At 54.6% G+C, this 14,749-nt stretch carries 14 protein-coding genes; 7 read left to right on the forward strand and 7 right to left on the reverse strand.

Features of this window, described 5'->3' with window-relative positions; all coding sequences use genetic code 11:
* Positions 1 to 92: 92 nt before the first annotated feature.
* Entirely contained in the window at positions 93 to 515 is a 423-nt protein-coding gene (locus CLV80_RS03350; RefSeq protein WP_207766497.1) for a BrnA antitoxin family protein, read from the forward strand.
* Positions 516 to 527: 12 nt separating this feature from the next.
* On the opposite strand, the gene CLV80_RS03355 is transcribed toward CLV80_RS03350, so the two are convergent.
* Positions 528 to 2,138 carry an RNA-directed DNA polymerase gene (locus CLV80_RS03355; protein ID WP_106354813.1) on the reverse strand — a complete coding sequence of 537 codons (1,611 nt, stop codon included), beginning with the start codon at positions 2,136 to 2,138 and terminating at the stop codon, positions 528 to 530.
* Positions 2,139 to 2,203: 65 nt separating this feature from the next.
* A complete protein-coding gene (carB, locus tag CLV80_RS03360) occupies positions 2,204 to 5,533 on the reverse strand; it encodes a carbamoyl-phosphate synthase large subunit (protein ID WP_106354816.1) in 3,330 nt (1,109 codons plus the stop codon).
* A gap of 156 nt (positions 5,534 to 5,689) precedes the next feature.
* Between carB and CLV80_RS03365 the strand changes: the two genes are divergently transcribed.
* The 3 genes from CLV80_RS03365 to aspS all read left to right on the forward strand — a co-directional run bounded on the left by CLV80_RS03365 (position 5,690) and on the right by aspS (position 9,356).
* Positions 5,690 to 6,787, forward strand: coding sequence for an aminodeoxychorismate synthase component I (locus tag CLV80_RS03365; protein WP_106354818.1), 1,098 nt, complete (start codon positions 5,690 to 5,692; stop codon positions 6,785 to 6,787).
* Entirely contained in the window at positions 6,760 to 7,410 is a 651-nt protein-coding gene (locus tag CLV80_RS03370) for an aminotransferase class IV family protein (protein ID WP_243394393.1), read from the forward strand. Before CLV80_RS03365 ends, CLV80_RS03370 begins: the two co-directional genes overlap by 28 nt.
* A 92-nt stretch (positions 7,411 to 7,502) precedes the next feature.
* Positions 7,503 to 9,356, forward strand: a complete 1,854-nt coding sequence (aspS, locus tag CLV80_RS03375; RefSeq protein WP_106354820.1) for an aspartate--tRNA ligase — start codon at positions 7,503 to 7,505, stop codon at positions 9,354 to 9,356.
* A 36-nt stretch (positions 9,357 to 9,392) separates the two neighbouring features.
* Here the strand turns inward: aspS and CLV80_RS03380 are convergent, their stop codons facing one another.
* Complete coding sequence (locus CLV80_RS03380) at positions 9,393 to 10,100, reverse strand: response regulator (RefSeq protein ID WP_106354821.1); 708 nt, start codon at positions 10,098 to 10,100, stop codon at positions 9,393 to 9,395.
* 130 nt (positions 10,101 to 10,230) lie between these two features.
* Here CLV80_RS03380 and mce point away from each other — a divergent pair, with 130 nt between their 5' ends.
* The gene (gene mce / locus CLV80_RS03385; protein WP_106354824.1) at positions 10,231 to 10,635 is read left to right on the forward strand and encodes a methylmalonyl-CoA epimerase; all 405 of its coding nucleotides are present in this window, start codon (positions 10,231 to 10,233) and stop codon (positions 10,633 to 10,635) included.
* A 90-nt stretch (positions 10,636 to 10,725) separates the two neighbouring features.
* Positions 10,726 to 11,013, forward strand: a complete 288-nt coding sequence (locus CLV80_RS03390; protein ID WP_106354826.1) for a DUF1467 family protein — start codon at positions 10,726 to 10,728, stop codon at positions 11,011 to 11,013.
* Here CLV80_RS03390 and CLV80_RS03395 read toward each other — a convergent pair.
* From CLV80_RS03395 to CLV80_RS03410, 4 genes are all read right to left on the reverse strand, one after another.
* Complete coding sequence (locus tag CLV80_RS03395; RefSeq protein ID WP_106354828.1) at positions 10,976 to 11,689, reverse strand: EI24 domain-containing protein; 714 nt, start codon at positions 11,687 to 11,689, stop codon at positions 10,976 to 10,978. The two genes, CLV80_RS03390 and CLV80_RS03395, sit on opposite strands and share 38 nt — an antisense overlap.
* Positions 11,686 to 12,264, reverse strand: coding sequence for a nitroreductase family protein (locus CLV80_RS03400; RefSeq protein ID WP_106354830.1), 579 nt, complete (start codon positions 12,262 to 12,264; stop codon positions 11,686 to 11,688). The genes CLV80_RS03395 and CLV80_RS03400 overlap by 4 nt, the downstream gene beginning before the upstream one ends.
* 173 nt (positions 12,265 to 12,437) lie before the next feature.
* Positions 12,438 to 13,535, reverse strand: a complete 1,098-nt coding sequence (locus tag CLV80_RS03405) for a histone deacetylase-like amidohydrolase (RefSeq protein ID WP_106354833.1) — start codon at positions 13,533 to 13,535, stop codon at positions 12,438 to 12,440.
* Between the two features lie 61 nt (positions 13,536 to 13,596).
* Positions 13,597 to 13,839, reverse strand: coding sequence for a DUF8831 family protein (locus CLV80_RS03410; RefSeq protein WP_106354835.1), 243 nt, complete (start codon positions 13,837 to 13,839; stop codon positions 13,597 to 13,599).
* A 97-nt stretch (positions 13,840 to 13,936) separates the two neighbouring features.
* Here CLV80_RS03410 and CLV80_RS03415 point away from each other — a divergent pair, with 97 nt between their 5' ends.
* Entirely contained in the window at positions 13,937 to 14,647 is a 711-nt protein-coding gene (locus CLV80_RS03415; protein WP_106354837.1) for a M48 family metallopeptidase, read from the forward strand.
* Positions 14,648 to 14,749 lie beyond the last annotated feature (102 nt).

The following is a 14,749-nucleotide window of genomic DNA, read 5'->3' on the forward strand; positions in this document are numbered from 1 at the left end:
ATTGCGTGCAGACAGCGTACACACCGCGTGCGCACGGTCATGCAGCGGCGTTTTTACCTTTGGCGGGCAGTTTGACGGCAAAGGAGACCACGATGATCGACCCCAAGAAAATGACCAAGACTCAGCGGATCAATTGGAGCTATGCGGTTGATGCGCAGGCGATGATCGAATGGGATTTGCATACGTTTGTCGCCAAGGAAAAGATGCTGCCGCCACGCTGGGATGAAATTTGGAAAGACGACGACAGGCGCGACCCGAAACGGCAGCGGGTGACGATGCGTCTGGATGCTGATGTGGTGAAATTCTTTAAGGCGATGGGGGAGGGGTATCAGCCCCGGATCAACCGGGTGCTGCGGATGTTCATGCACTACCGATTGGCCGGGATCATAGATGGGCCTGACACGACCGACTATGTCTTGCGCCCCGAGACGTTATTGTCTGGGAATCCACCACGGCCCAAGTGGCGGGATTTTGAGCGACTTCAGGAAGAGATTGGGGCAGGACGAGAGGACTAACGAACGAGAAGCTTAATCGGTAGGCTCAGAGTATTCGGCTATACCTTTTGATGTCGCACCAACCTTCGATAAGACGTCATTTCTATTGGTAACAACCCATTTGAGGAAAAGTTGATCTACAGGTAGCGAAAAGTTGGGTTTGAGTGCGGCAATCCAATTCTTGAACTCATCGTGAGGCAAACATGTGGCACCAGTAATGAATGCGGATTGCTCAAATCTTGACATCTGACCGATATTTCCCTTGTTCATACGAAAGTAGTTTTTAGCTTCGAGCCTGCCACGAATGATGTGGAGTTGACGCTTGTCCAGTACCGTAGGCAAATTTTCGATTTTCTTGAACTGCGCGAAGTTAATTGATGCTACATCGCGAGCGAAAATTTCTAGAAGCCATGTTCGTATTAATTGAACACTTGATGCAGGTGGTTCAAGTATACAATCAATAACTGTGTCGCTCAGGTTGTCGAAGCAGTATGGAAAGTCTTCATCGAGCGCTTGCATTAGCAATACGACTTCCTTTGCAAAAACTGTGAGCTCAGAAAAGTTTTCGCAGATGTATTCCACGGCACCCTCTGGCTTTGCAATTTTTAACGCACGAAAGATGACTTTTACCCTGCCAACATCATATTCTTCTTTGTCAAACTCTTCCTGTAAAAAACCCAGTAAGTTCATTGCTTTCAATGCCTCGATATCCTCAATATCTGGGTTATCGTTGAAATAGACATCTGCGGCTAACGCATCCAAAACTTCACCTTCGGCTTGATCCGCTATGTCCGTGGTTTGCGACTTTACTGATGTTAGAAATTCCGCACGAGTTAGGCTACTGGTCTTTGCGGCATTCAAGGCTAAGCCTTCGTTCACTCCAAGCTGCTGGGCTAGAAAGCTCAAGACGTCATAAGGGTCTTCGTTTTCGAGTAAATAAATACGAAAATCATCGACAAACCGCGTTGCCGTGATGCCGTTCTCGAGTAGTGCTCTATCCGTGTCAGACAATGAAAGTTCTGCGAGTATCCGGGCTGCTGTACCGCCAACAGGCAAGCCAAACGACTGCTTGGTCCTGATTACCTTTATCGATTTCTTAATATATCGGGCTGCGCCATGACCTGGAGCCGCTTCATCAAGTAAATTTTCAAGTCGATGAAAGTTCACTCGAGCATAAAAGTCGGAAATATCAGTTTTTACTACCTTTTTTATTTTGAGACTTTTTTGAACATGGTCTAGTTGGGTAACTAGCCAATCCTTGTAAGTGTGATTGTCCAGAAACAGATTACCATCGGTCTCGGCACTAAACCTGTAAGAAAAGTCATGATGTTCGCTGGATGGTAGTCGATGGGTTTCAATTTGTTGTCCGATCTCAACGACGGCAGCTAGAAACAGCAGTGTATCAAGAGCACTAAGCTGATGTGTTATCCTGAACCCGTATTTACTCTTTGGAGCAAGGGCTTCCATCGCGCTTTCGGGATTGTAACTATCGAGATCAAGATTGTTGAGTTCTTCGATGATTTCTTCCGCGTGATCGCGGAAGAAGGTCAACTCTTGTAAATGTGGAAACACATCTGTGTCGCCGTATTTGGTAAGATGATTAATGGATTTGCTTAATGCTACTTTCGAAAGTCTATACGCCACAATTTAAACTCCAATATACAGTCTAAATTGTGGCGGATATCCCAAGTAAATCAACTTAAAAGTGTTCAGCCCTGCAAGCTTCTTACCCCAACATCGCCTTCTTCGCGGGCTTGCATGGCAAGTGCTGCTGCGTGGGACGCGGCGGCTGTCGTGAAGTAGGGGATTTTGTCGTAGAGGGCGACGGCGCGGATGTCGCGGCTGTCTTCTACGGCTTGGGCGCCTTCGGTTGTGTTCATGACCAATGCGATGTGCCCGTCTTTGAGGCGGTCAACGATTGTGAGGCCGCCCTCGTAGACTTTGTTCACGACTTCGCAGGCGACGTTGTTTTCGGTCAGCCACGCAGCGGTGCCGCGCGTTGCGACGATGTTCAGCCCAAGGTCCACGATGATTTTGGCGGCCTCCGCCATGTCAGCGGTTTTGTCCATGTCCTTGATCGAGAAGAACACGGTGCCTTCGGTCGGTAGCTGAGTGCCTGCACCCATTTGCGCCTTAAGGAACGCACGGGGGAAGGACCGATCCCAGCCCATGACCTCGCCTGTTGAGCGCATTTCTGGCCCAAGGATCGTATCGACGCCGGGGAAGCGGGCGAAGGGCAAGACGGCCTCTTTCACGGAGAACCACGGTGTGTTCGGGTCGGCCAATGTGAAGGCGTCGCCTAGCGGTAGCACGTCCATTGGGTTTTCTGTCGCAGGGTAAGGTTCGCGCAGTGGGAAGTTCGTCAGCGGCTCGCCTGCCATCAGCCGTGCGGCGATGGATGCGATGGCGCTGTCGGTCGCTTTGGCCACGAATGGCACGGTGCGGGATGCGCGGGGGTTTACCTCGATCAGGTAGACTTCTTCGTCTTTGACGGCGAACTGGATGTTCATCAGGCCGACCACGTTCAGCGCGAGCGCCAAGGCTTCGGTCTGTTTGCGGATTTCAGCGATCATCGCGTCAGAGAGCGAGTAAGGCGGTAGCGAGCAGGCGCTATCGCCAGAGTGCACGCCGGCCTCTTCGATATGTTGCATGATGCCTGCGACGTGGGTGTTTTTGCCGTCAGATAGGCAATCCACGTCGACCTCGACCGCGCCGGACAGGTAGCTGTCGAGCAGAACGGGGCTATCGCCAGAGACAATAACCGCTTCTGAGATGTAGCGGCGTAGTTGGTCCATGTCGCGCACGATTTCCATTGCCCGGCCGCCAAGCACGAAGGATGGGCGGATCACAAGCGGGAAACCGATGCTTTCTGCGATGTCGAGCGCCTCGGCGTCGGTCGATGCGATGCCGTTGTGCGGCTGTTTCAGGCCCAGTTTCTGGACAAGCTGTTGGAACCGTTCACGGTCTTCGGCCAGATCGATAGAGTCTGGTGTGGTGCCGAGGATCGGGATGCCAGCGCCTTCAAGCGCGTTGGCGAGTTTCAACGGTGTTTGACCGCCGAACTGAACAATGACGCCGTGCAGTGTGCCGTTTTCTTGTTCAACTCGAAGGATTTCCATGACGTGTTCGAATGTCAGCGGTTCAAAATACAGCCGGTCAGAGGTGTCATAGTCGGTCGACACTGTCTCTGGGTTGCAGTTGATCATGATCGTTTCATAGCCCTGATCGGTGAGCGAGAAACACGCGTGGCAGCAGCAGTAATCGAATTCGATCCCTTGGCCGATCCGGTTTGGGCCACCGCCAAGGATGACAACCTTTTTGCGGTCGGATGGACGCGCTTCGCATTCGACCTCGCCCATGACGGGGGACTCATACGTGGAGTACATATAGGGTGTTTGCGCTTCGAATTCCGCGGCGCAGGTGTCGATGCGTTTGAACACGGCATTGACGCCAAGGTTCTGACGCGCGCGGCGTACGTTGTCTTCTTCACGGCCAGTGAGGGTCGCAAGGCGGGCGTCGGTGAAGCCCATCATCTTAACTTTGCGCAGGCCTTCTTCGGTGACGGGCAGGCCGTTCACCGTGATTTCAGCCTCGGCTTGGATGATCTCGCGGATGCGGGCAAGGAACCATGGGTCGAATTTGGTGACGGCATGGATGTCGTCGTCGGACAGCCCGTGGCGCATGGCTTGGGCGATCACGCGGATACGGTCTGGCGTTTGTTTTGCCAGCGCTTTGGTGATTGCAGCGGCGTCAGGTGCACCGGGGATTTCGATTTCGTCGAAACCGGTCAGGCCTGTTTCCATGGATGCCAGCGCTTTTTGCATGGATTCGTGGAAGGTCCGGCCGATGGCCATTGCCTCGCCCACGGATTTCATCGCGGTGGTCAGGTGCGGTTCGGAGCCTGCGAATTTTTCAAAAGCAAAGCGTGGAATTTTGGTGACGACATAGTCGATTGTTGGTTCAAACGACGCAGGTGTGACGCCTGTGATGTCGTTGTCCAATTCGTCAAGCGTATAACCAACTGCCAGTTTCGCCGCGATTTTCGCGATTGGGAAACCTGTCGCCTTTGATGCCAAGGCAGATGAACGTGATACGCGTGGGTTCATTTCAATGACGACCATGCGGCCGTCGGCAGGGTTTACGGCCCATTGTACGTTTGAGCCGCCAGTTTCAACGCCGATTTCGCGCAGCACGTTGATCGAATGGGTCCGCATGACCTGATATTCTTTGTCGGTCAGGGTAAGAGCAGGTGCGACGGTGATACTGTCACCTGTGTGCACGCCCATTGGGTCCACGTTTTCGATGGCGCAGACGATGATAGCGTTGTCGGCCTTGTCGCGGACGACTTCCATCTCGAATTCTTTCCAGCCGAGCAGGGATTCATCGACTAGGATCTGACCAACAGGGGATGCTTCCATACCTGTGCGGCAGTAGTGTTCGTATTCTTCGCGGTTGTAAGCAACACCGCCACCAGTCCCGCCAAGCGTAAAGGCGGGGCGGATGATCGCTGGCAGGCCAACATATTCAATCGCGTCAATTGCCAATTGCAGGCCAGCTTTGATGTCGTATTTTCCGTTAACCTTCGGTGCGGTGATGATCGTCGCCTTTGGGTTTTCAATGCCAAGGCGGTCCATCGCTTCGCGGAACAGTTTCCGGTCTTCGGCCATCTCGATGGCTTCGCGGTTTGCACCGATCAGTTGGACGTTGAATTTTTCAAGAACACCCATGTCGGCCAGCGCAAGTGATGTGTTCAGGCCAGTTTGGCCACCCATTGTTGGCAGCAACGCATCGGGGCGTTCTTTTTCGATAATCTTTGCAACAACTTCGGGGGTGATTGGTTCGATGTAGGTCGCGTCAGCAAGACCGGGATCGGTCATGATTGTCGCTGGGTTCGAGTTTACCAGAATGACCCGGTAGCCTTCTTCGCGCAGTGCTTTACATGCTTGAGCGCCGGAATAATCGAACTCGCAGGCTTGTCCGATAATAATAGGGCCTGCACCGATGATCATGATCGACTTGATGTCAGTACGCTTTGGCATGGCGAGCCCCTCTGAAGGTAAATTTTGGTGGGTTATAGACAACAGCGCCCAAGGCGCAAGGGCCTTCGTGGAAAGGGTCCGAGTTGTCGCAAATGATCTGTAATTTTCGGGCCGGGCCGCGTATCTGAGGCCGTGAATCGGTAAGGAGAAACGGTTTTGCGTTTGCAATTTGATCATGGCCCGGATGGCGCAGGTGTTTTCGACAACGCCAAACGCATGATTCAGGCCGAATCTATTGCCGATGTAGATCGTGCACTAGCTGAACTAGATGTGGCGCTTGCGGCTGGCGATTGGGTTGCTGGATATGCGAGCTATGAATTGGGCTACGCTCTCGAGCCGCGCTTGCAGACATTGATGCCAGAAGATCGTCGCCTGCCGTTGGTTTGTTTTGGTGTCTTTGATGCGCCAGTCAGTGGCGGTGCTGCGCCGGGCCCTGCGCAGATTGGCACATTGGATCCTGTATGGGACGCCGCCACATACGCCAAAGCATTTGCTCAGGTGCATGACTGGATCAGCACTGGCGATATATATCAAGCGAACCTGACGTTCCCAATAAATGCAGCGGTGCAGGGTGTCGTTCCGGCGATTTATGCGGCGCTAAAGCAAGCGCAGCCCGTGGGGTATGGCGTGTTGGTTGAGCAAGATGGCCTGCCCGATCTTTTGTGCCGTTCGCCTGAATTGTTTTTCACTTTGGATGGTCGCCAGATTACCACCCGCCCGATGAAGGGTACCGTGCCGCGCGGTGAAACGCCGGCCGAGGACGCGGAAAACCGGGAGTTTTTGGTCACTGATCCAAAGAACCAAGCCGAAAATCTGATGATTGTTGATTTGCTACGCAACGATATCAGCCGCGTTTCAAAGGTTGGGTCGGTTAAGGTGCCGCAGCTATTTGAGGTCGAAACCTATGCGACCGTGCATCAGATGACGTCGACTGTAACTGCCGAATTGTTGCCGGGTGTTGGTTTGGATGCGGTTTTTCGTGCGCTCTACCCGTGTGGGTCGATCACTGGCGCACCTAAAATCCGCGCTATGGAGATCATTCGCGAACTCGAGCCATCCCGGCGCGAGGCCTATTGCGGAACAATCGGCTGGGCCGCCCCTGATGGGCGTGCATCATTCAATGTCGCGATCCGTACGTTGATGGTTGAGGGTGGGAATGCCACACTCAATGTCGGCGGTGGCGTCGTTTGGGACAGCACTGCTGCATCGGAATATGAGGAAGCACTTTGGAAAGCGCGCTACGCATCCCTTTAGGCACCAAGCTGATTGAGACCTTTGGCTGGCTGCCGGGGCAGGGCTATGTGCGGCTTGATCTACATTTACGCCGGTTAGAACGGAGTGCGCGGGCGCTCGGGTTTGCCTGTGATCGATCCGCGATTGGCGCTAAGTTGGCTGAATTTCAGGGTGACGTCGCAATGCGCTGCCGGCTGACCTTGGCGGCTGATGGGACGGTTGAGATGGTCCGTGCGCCGATGCCGCCCGCGCAGGGGCGGTGGGTCGTTCAGGTCGCGGACGTGCGTTTGGATTCGTCTGATCCATGGTTGCGGCACAAGACAACGAACCGTGCGCTTTATGATGAGGCGCGAGCGGCTATGCCTGACGGCGTGGATGAGCTGATCTTTCTGAATGAACGTGATGAAGTGTGCGAGGGAACGATCACGAATGTCTTTGTCAAAACACGTGACGGAAAATCGCTGACGCCGCCACTGTCATCTGGTTTATTGCCCGGCATCTATCGTGAGCAGCAGTTGGAGCAGGGACTATGCCAAGAAGCTGTGCTGACGCTGGATGATTTGCGGCAGGCAAAAGCGATTACATTGGGGAATTCCCTGCGCGGAGAGATCGCGGTAGATTATCAGGGGCCATTGGCCCGCTAAATCCTATCATATTCGGCGACCATCCTTGACATCGGGGCGTCAACCTTGTGTATCGGCTCAACAACTCCGTGAACCCATAGGAACATGATATTATGCACGCTTACCGCAGCCACACCTGTGCCGATCTGACAGCCGCCAATGTTGGCGAAACCGTCCGCCTTTCTGGCTGGGTCAATCGGGTGCGCGATCACGGTGGCATCCTGTTTATCGACCTGCGCGACCACTATGGCATTACGCAGGTTCTTTGCGATCCTGACTCGGCTGCTTTTGCTGATGTTGAAAAGGTGCGCTCTGAATGGTGTATCCGCATTGATGGCGAAGTGAAGGCACGTGACCCTGAACTGGTGAACCCCAAATTGCCAACTGGCGAAGTCGAAGTATTCGTGCGCGGCATCGAAGTGCTGGGCGCATCCAAAGAATTGCCGCTGATGGTGTTTGGCGATCAGGAATACCCTGAAGAAACACGTCTGAAGTACCGCTATTTGGACCTGCGCCGCGAGGCGATGCAGGACAACATGAAGCTGCGTTCTGATGTGGTTGCATCTATGCGCCGTCGCATGTGGGATGGCGGTTTCCGCGAATACCAGACGCCGATCATCACAGCCTCCAGCCCTGAAGGTGCGCGCGATTTCCTTGTGCCGTCACGTTTGCACCCGGGCAAATTCTATGCGCTGCCACAGGCCCCTCAGCAGTTCAAACAGCTGATTATGGTGTCAGGCTATGACAAATACTTCCAAATCGCGCCTTGTTTCCGCGACGAAGACCCGCGCGCTGACCGTTCGCCAACCGATTTCTACCAACTTGATTTGGAGATGTCGTTTGTTGAGCAGCAGGATGTGTTTGACACGATCCAGCCTGTGCTGACCGGTATCTTTGAGGAATTCGGCAAAGGCCGCAAAGTTGATCAGACGTGGGAACAGATTTCCTACCGTGATGCGGCGCTTTGGTATGGGTCGGACAAGCCTGACCTGCGGAACCCGATCAAGATGCAGGTTGTGTCTGAACATTTTGCGGGTTCTGGTTTTGCGATCTTTGCGAAACTGCTTGAGCAAGAAGGTACGGAAGTACGCGCCATTCCTGCGCCAAAAGGTGGATCGCGCAAATTCTGTGACCGCATGAACGTGTTCGCGCAAAAAGAAGGTCTGCCTGGTATGGGCTATATCTTCTGGCGTGAGAAAACCGCTGATGCTGTGGCCCAAGAGCTGGGCATCACTGTCAAAGAAGCGCAAGCCAAGCTGAAATCAGGCGAAGTCGAGGGTGGCATGGAAGCCGCTGGACCACTGGCGAAAAACATCGGACCAGAGCGCACTGAAGCGATCCGTCAGCAGCTGGGTCTTGGTCTTGGTGATGCTGCGTTCTTCCTTGGCGGGAAGCCAAAGGCGTTTGAAGGCGTTGCTGGTAAAGCCCGTAACGTGATCGGCGAAGAGCTGGGCCTGACGGATATGAACCGCTTTGCCTTTGCTTGGATCGTGGATTTCCCGATTTACGAGCAGGACGAAGAAACTGGTAAGATCGACTTTGAACACAACCCATTCTCAATGCCGCAAGGCGGGATGGAAGCGCTTCAGGGTGATCCGTTGAAGGTGCTTGGCTACCAGTATGATCTGGCCTGTAACGGTTATGAGCTGGTATCCGGTGCGATCCGGAACCACCGTCCAGAAATCATGTTCAAAGCCTTTGAAATTGCTGGTTACGGCGAAGACGAAGTGAACAAGCGCTTTGGTGGCATGGTCAACGCGTTCCAGTACGGTGCCCCGCCCCACGGTGGTTGTGCTGCTGGGATCGACCGTATTGTAATGTTGCTGGCCGATGCGTCCAACATCCGCGAAGTCATCATGTTCCCAATGAACCAGCGCGCTGAAGATCTGATGATGGATGCGCCGTCTGAGCCAATGAACGAACAGCTGCGTGAACTGCACCTACGCACGATCCCAGCTGAAAGCTAATACATTGGGCCGCCCCTGTTTGGGGCGGCCTTTTTGTTAGAGCGGTCCACCCGCTGCGATACGTTTTTCGACCATATCCGATAGTGCGTTCACGCCCGGCGTAAGATCGTCGCCCGTCGATTTGAGGGCTGCGAGGTCTTCCACAGCTTTTCCCAATGCATCATCCTGAGCGCTGCGCGCAACGCCATCCAAGAACTGGGTGACGTAACTGATGTTTTTGCTGTTTGGCGCAGTATTCAGGAATTCCGAAATATGGTGCAGGTCATCGCGGTAGGCGACCAAATCGGGGTTTATCATTTCATCGGTAATTATACGCGGGCCGGGCGGTTGTTTGTCGGCGGGTAGGTGGCGCAGGATCGCGGCCTGAAACGCGGCTAGATTTGCGATTGGTTTAGGGATGAACCCATCTGCGCCAGCGGCCAACACCTGTTCTTCGATATCAGTATCGCCGCTAATGCCGATGATGACTTCGATCCGTGGTGACGCTTGCGAAAGCATTTCGATTAAATCTAGACCTGATCCATCAGGAAGGCCGACGTCAATCATCACCACCGATGGCCGGTATATCGCCAGATGGCGGCGTGCATTTTCAAGGCTATCGGCGCGACGTATCCGTGCGCCAGACCGCTGACATAGCAGGCGCAAAGCCTCGCAGGCGAAACGGCTATCTTCGACGACAAGTACGGTAAGCCCAAGCAATGGACGACGCGCGGTCGGCGCTGGTGTGAGCAATAATTCGTCCATCGCGATTCTCCTCTTTGGATATGACTTGTCGTAATCAAAGCAGGACAAGGTGAACGGGACGTTAATTCGGAAACCGCATTGCACTCGGGGCGGGCTTTCGCGATATTGCGCAAAACTGGGAGAATATGAAATGATCGGTCGTCTTAACCATGTCGCAATCGCAGTGCCGGACCTAGAAGCGGCAAGCGCACAATACCGCACCATGCTGGGTGCTGATGTAGGTGCCCCACAGGATGAGCCGGATCACGGCGTGACCGTCGTATTCATCAATCTGCCCAATACAAAGATCGAATTGCTGTACCCGCTTGGTGATGATTCCCCGATTAACGGGTTTTTGGAAAAGAACCCGTCGGGTGGGATTCATCACGTCTGCTATGAGGTTGACGATATTCTGGCCGCGCGTGACCACCTAAAGGCCGAAGGTGCGCGTGTGCTGGGCAATGGAGAGCCCAAGATCGGCGCACATGGTAAACCGGTGCTGTTCCTGCATCCCAAGGACTTTAACGGCTGTTTGGTCGAACTAGAGCAGGTCTAGCCCTGAGACAAATCGCGCAAGCCTAACAACAGTGCTTGCGCGACCCGCAAAGCGGCCTATGTAGCGCAGTAAGTTAGAAAAGGATCACCTATGGGACCGACCTCTGCCATTGTGCTATTCGCTGTTGTTTGGGCGATGGTGTTTTTTATCGTGCTGCCTTTGCGCGTAAAGACCCAAGGCGAGGCGGGCGAGGTTGTGCCCGGTACGCATTCCTCCGCCCCAGCTGATCCGCAAATCAAACGCAAAGCAATCATCACGACCCTATGGGCGGTGCCAATTTGGGCCGTGATTGCAGGAACAATCCTATCTGGCGCGATTTCTGTACGCGACATGGATTGGTTTAACCGGATGGCGACGCCCGATCTGAACGCAGACTGATCGCGTGATAGAGGTGCGTGAATGTTGCGGCACCTAGGATCGGAATAAACAAGTTCACGAGCGGTAAAGACAGCGGTAGCGCCATTAGGCATCCAGCCGCCCAAATCGTGCCTTGGTGCTGTTTTGCCAGTGCTTTGGCACCCTCGCGCCCTTCACGGCGCATCGCGGCAAGCTGAAAATATTCCCGGCCTAACAGATAGCCGTTCATCCCATAAAAGATGAATACGGCTGCGAAGGGTAGGATGAGGTACAGCATAAAGGCTGCGATGTTCGCGCCGATCAATATTCCCAAGAAACCAACCGTATCGCGCAGCCCTTCGAAAAAGCCGATTGCAGGTGTTGGGGGCAGGGCAGGGAAGTGTTTCGCCTCAACTGCGTCAGCGACTTCGTCCAAGAACAACGATGTAATCGCGGAAGCAACAGGGATCATGAGGAATACCGAGAGCAAGAGCATCAGCAAAAGCGAACCCCAGCCTAGTAGGTCGCCAAACCACGTGATTTCCCCGACGACGGGAAGTGTGATTGGCTCTGACGCGAGCCAATCGATCAATCCAAGTAAACCCCAATAGCAGGCGACCAACAGTCCGATGGTCACGCCAATGCCGCGCCAAAGGACCGACTGAAACCGGCTGTCAGGCAGCTGTGCGATCGCCTTAATAAAGGACGTGAAGATCATGCATTAACCCATGTTGTGATTGCGGGCAGATCAGGGCGTGGGCGTTCTGGTGGCGTATTCGTTTCGGTGCCAAGGTGGATGAAGCCAGCGACGACTTCGTGATCGGCGAGGCCAAGGCCATCGCGAATAAAGTCGCGGTCGTGGCTTGCCCAGCCAGATAGCCAATTCGCACCCCAGCCAGCCGCCAGCCCTGCGTTCACAAGCGCCAAACAGACCGCGCCCGCAGAATAAACCTGTTCGATTTCAGGCACTTTTTCAGAAGCAACAGGGGACGAGATGACGGCAATCGCCAAATCGGCCGTTGCGAACTGAGCATGGCTTTTGGCGATCTTATCAGGATCAATACCAAGCGCCGCACCGCGTTCTTCGACCAGCCCAGCAAGCCGTGTCAGAGCCGCTTTTTCCAGTACGATGAAACGCCAAGGTTCTAGCTTTCCATGATCCGGTGTGCGCGCTGCTGCGGTCAGCAGCGTTTCAATCGTCGCGCGGTCAGGCACCGGCGTCGTGAGCGTCTTGGCCGGGCGCGACCGACGGGTCAAAAGAAAATCAAGGGCGGCTTGGTTCGGTGTGGGCATAATAGTTCCTGCAATATAATGGCTGACAGATATGTGCCGAAGGAGGAGCTGACAACCGGGACCGCGCCTATTCGTCGTAATTGCGTGATCGAAGTTGGGCTGCGTTGGTGTGGGGGCGGGGTTCGTTTGCGGATGCTGACAGCTTTTGTCTCGTGCGCGTGTCGTGTGATTTCTCACAGGCAGCTTTCCATCGTCCCAATTACGCCGTCTAGATAGGCGTCGAAACCAGTGTCGGGTTGTCGTAGTGGGAAGACTTCGGCGAAGGGGTCGGGGGCTGTGATGTTGCTGCCGGACAGTGTTTGCAGGACCGCGTGGCCGCAGAAGGGCACGTAGGTTTCCGAATAGCCGCCTTCGTGGACCATCAGTAGTTTGCCGTCACATATTTCATTCGTGAGTGTCATCACCTGTTTGGTCATTTGTGCGAATGTGTTTGCGGTGGCGAGCATGCGCCCCAGTGGGTCGTTGGCAGCGGCGTCATAGCCGCAGGCGATGATCAGCACATCGGGCGCAAAATCTCGGGTCGCGGGCAGGGCGAGCCTGTCCATCGCGGCAAGGTATCCTTTGTGCCCTGTGCCGGGCGGTAGGGGGATGTTGAGGTTGTAGCCGGTTCCTGCGCCTTTTCCGCGGTCGGCAAAGGCACCAGTGTCCATCGGATAGTTGCGGTCTTGGTGGATCGAAACGGTAAGCACATCGTCGCGGTCATAGAACACGGCCTCGGTTCCGTTGCCGTGGTGTACGTCCCAGTCCAGCACGGCAAAGCGTTTGGCGAGCCCGGCAGTGCGGGCGGCCTCGATCGCGATGCCGATGTTGTTAAGCAAGCAGAACCCGTTCGGAAAGTCAGGCAGGCAGTGGTGCCCCGGTGGGCGCGATAGGGCGTAGGCGTTGGAAAGTTCGCCTTTGAGAACGGCTTCTAACCCGGCTTTGGCCAATCCTGCGGATAGTGCCGCGAGTTCGTACCCGCCGGGGCCAAAGGGTGTGCGGCGTCCCAGTTCCCCGCCACCAGCATCTGACAATGCTTTGAATTCATCAAGATAGTGGGCTGGGTGAACCCGAAGTAGGTCTTCGCGCGTTGCCATTTCGGCACCGCGCATGTCGAGTTCGCGGGCTAGCCCGGTGACTTCGATCAGGTTTTTTAGGCGCCGTTTGGTTTCGGAGCTTTCAGGGAGGCCACCATCTAACGGTTGCACCAAACCGCCAACGGGCAGCATCCCTGCGTAGTTTCCGCCACTGTGCCAAAAGCTGCGTTCATCCCAGAAGAAACCTGTTGTCATTGGTGAGCCCCCTTTGTTTGGGGTACCCTCGCCGAAGCAGCGTTAGGAATGCAAGAGGCGTCTATGCCTCCTTTGGCTTGCGTAACTGATAGACGCCCTCTGGCAGATCAAGCGCGGCTTGCAGGTCGCGTAATTGGCTAAATGATATGGTGATTTGCATCACCTCATCGGTGCGCGGATCAAGCTGTGTGACCGTGACGCAATCATCGAACGCGTTAACTGTAACATCCTCTAACAAGGGGGCTTTGCCCTCGTCCACGAGGGTCACAACGGTCGCGTCATATTCGTGTTCTATCGTAAACATGATTTCAGCGTAGCCCGGGGTTGCAGGTTGCGCAATCGGTACTGGCCATAGGTTGCGACCGTGTTAATGTGCATGCTGTTAACGAGAGGAAGACCCGATGCGTTTGACCCCAATTGCGCTTGTCTTAGCGATGGCCGCTTGTACGCCCGTTGTTGTGGATGAGGGGCCATCAGTGGCTTCGCTACAGCAAACGGCGAATGCGCCTAAAGTGTCGCGGGCACAAGCAATGAACAATTATCGTCGTGCTGTCGCACGTGTTGAGCCCGTCGCAGAAGCTTTGTGCCGGCAACGTGCACCTTCATTGAACTGTGATTTTCGGATCGTTGTTGATGATCGAAACGGTGATATGGTGAACGCCTATCAGACGCTTGATAATAATGGCCGCCCGATATTGGGGTTCACGACCGGGTTGATCGCAGAGGCACGCAACGAAGACGAAATCGCCTTTGTTATGGCGCATGAGACCGCACACCATATTGCAGGTCACATTGCGCGACAGCGGCAGAATGCGATGGTTGGGGCGGCGTTGCTGGGTGGTTTGGCCGGTGCGTTAGGGACCACGAGCGCGGATGCGATCAATAATGCGCAACAGATTGGCGCAACTGTTGGTGCGCGGACGTATTCCAAGAACTTTGAGCTAGAGGCCGACGCGCTGGGAGCGCGGATTGCGCATTCTGCCGGGTTTGATCCGCTTCGCGGCGCGCAGTTCTTTTTCCGTATTCCTGATCCGGGCGACCGGTTTTTGGGAACACACCCGGCCAATGGGGATCGGTTGAAAACCGTACAGCGGGTCGCAGCTGGCCTGTAGAAATGAAAAGGGTGCCGCCCAAAATTTGCGACACCCTTTAATTACAAAACTCAAGATCACCTCAGGACACGCGACTTAAGCTCGAAACACTGTACTTGCTAT

The sequence above is a fragment of the Yoonia maritima genome (assembly GCF_003003285.1).
In the GTDB taxonomy this organism is placed as follows: Bacteria; Pseudomonadota; Alphaproteobacteria; order Rhodobacterales; family Rhodobacteraceae; genus Yoonia; species Yoonia maritima.

Coding starts and splice junctions, on each gene's coding strand:
- CLV80_RS03350 (WP_207766497.1), top strand. CDS start 93: ATGATCGACCCCAAGAAAATGACCAAGACTCAGCGGATCAATTGGAGC.
- carB (WP_106354816.1), bottom strand. CDS start 5,533: ATGCCAAAGCGTACTGACATCAAGTCGATCATGATCATCGGTGCAGGC.
- aspS (WP_106354820.1), top strand. CDS start 7,503: ATGCACGCTTACCGCAGCCACACCTGTGCCGATCTGACAGCCGCCAAT.
- CLV80_RS03380 (WP_106354821.1), bottom strand. CDS start 10,100: ATGGACGAATTATTGCTCACACCAGCGCCGACCGCGCGTCGTCCATTG.
- mce (WP_106354824.1), top strand. CDS start 10,231: ATGATCGGTCGTCTTAACCATGTCGCAATCGCAGTGCCGGACCTAGAA.
- CLV80_RS03390 (WP_106354826.1), top strand. CDS start 10,726: ATGGGACCGACCTCTGCCATTGTGCTATTCGCTGTTGTTTGGGCGATG.
- CLV80_RS03395 (WP_106354828.1), bottom strand. CDS start 11,689: ATGATCTTCACGTCCTTTATTAAGGCGATCGCACAGCTGCCTGACAGC.
- CLV80_RS03400 (WP_106354830.1), bottom strand. CDS start 12,264: ATGCCCACACCGAACCAAGCCGCCCTTGATTTTCTTTTGACCCGTCGG.
- CLV80_RS03405 (WP_106354833.1), bottom strand. CDS start 13,535: ATGACAACAGGTTTCTTCTGGGATGAACGCAGCTTTTGGCACAGTGGC.
- CLV80_RS03410 (WP_106354835.1), bottom strand. CDS start 13,839: ATGTTTACGATAGAACACGAATATGACGCGACCGTTGTGACCCTCGTG.
- CLV80_RS03415 (WP_106354837.1), top strand. CDS start 13,937: ATGCGTTTGACCCCAATTGCGCTTGTCTTAGCGATGGCCGCTTGTACG.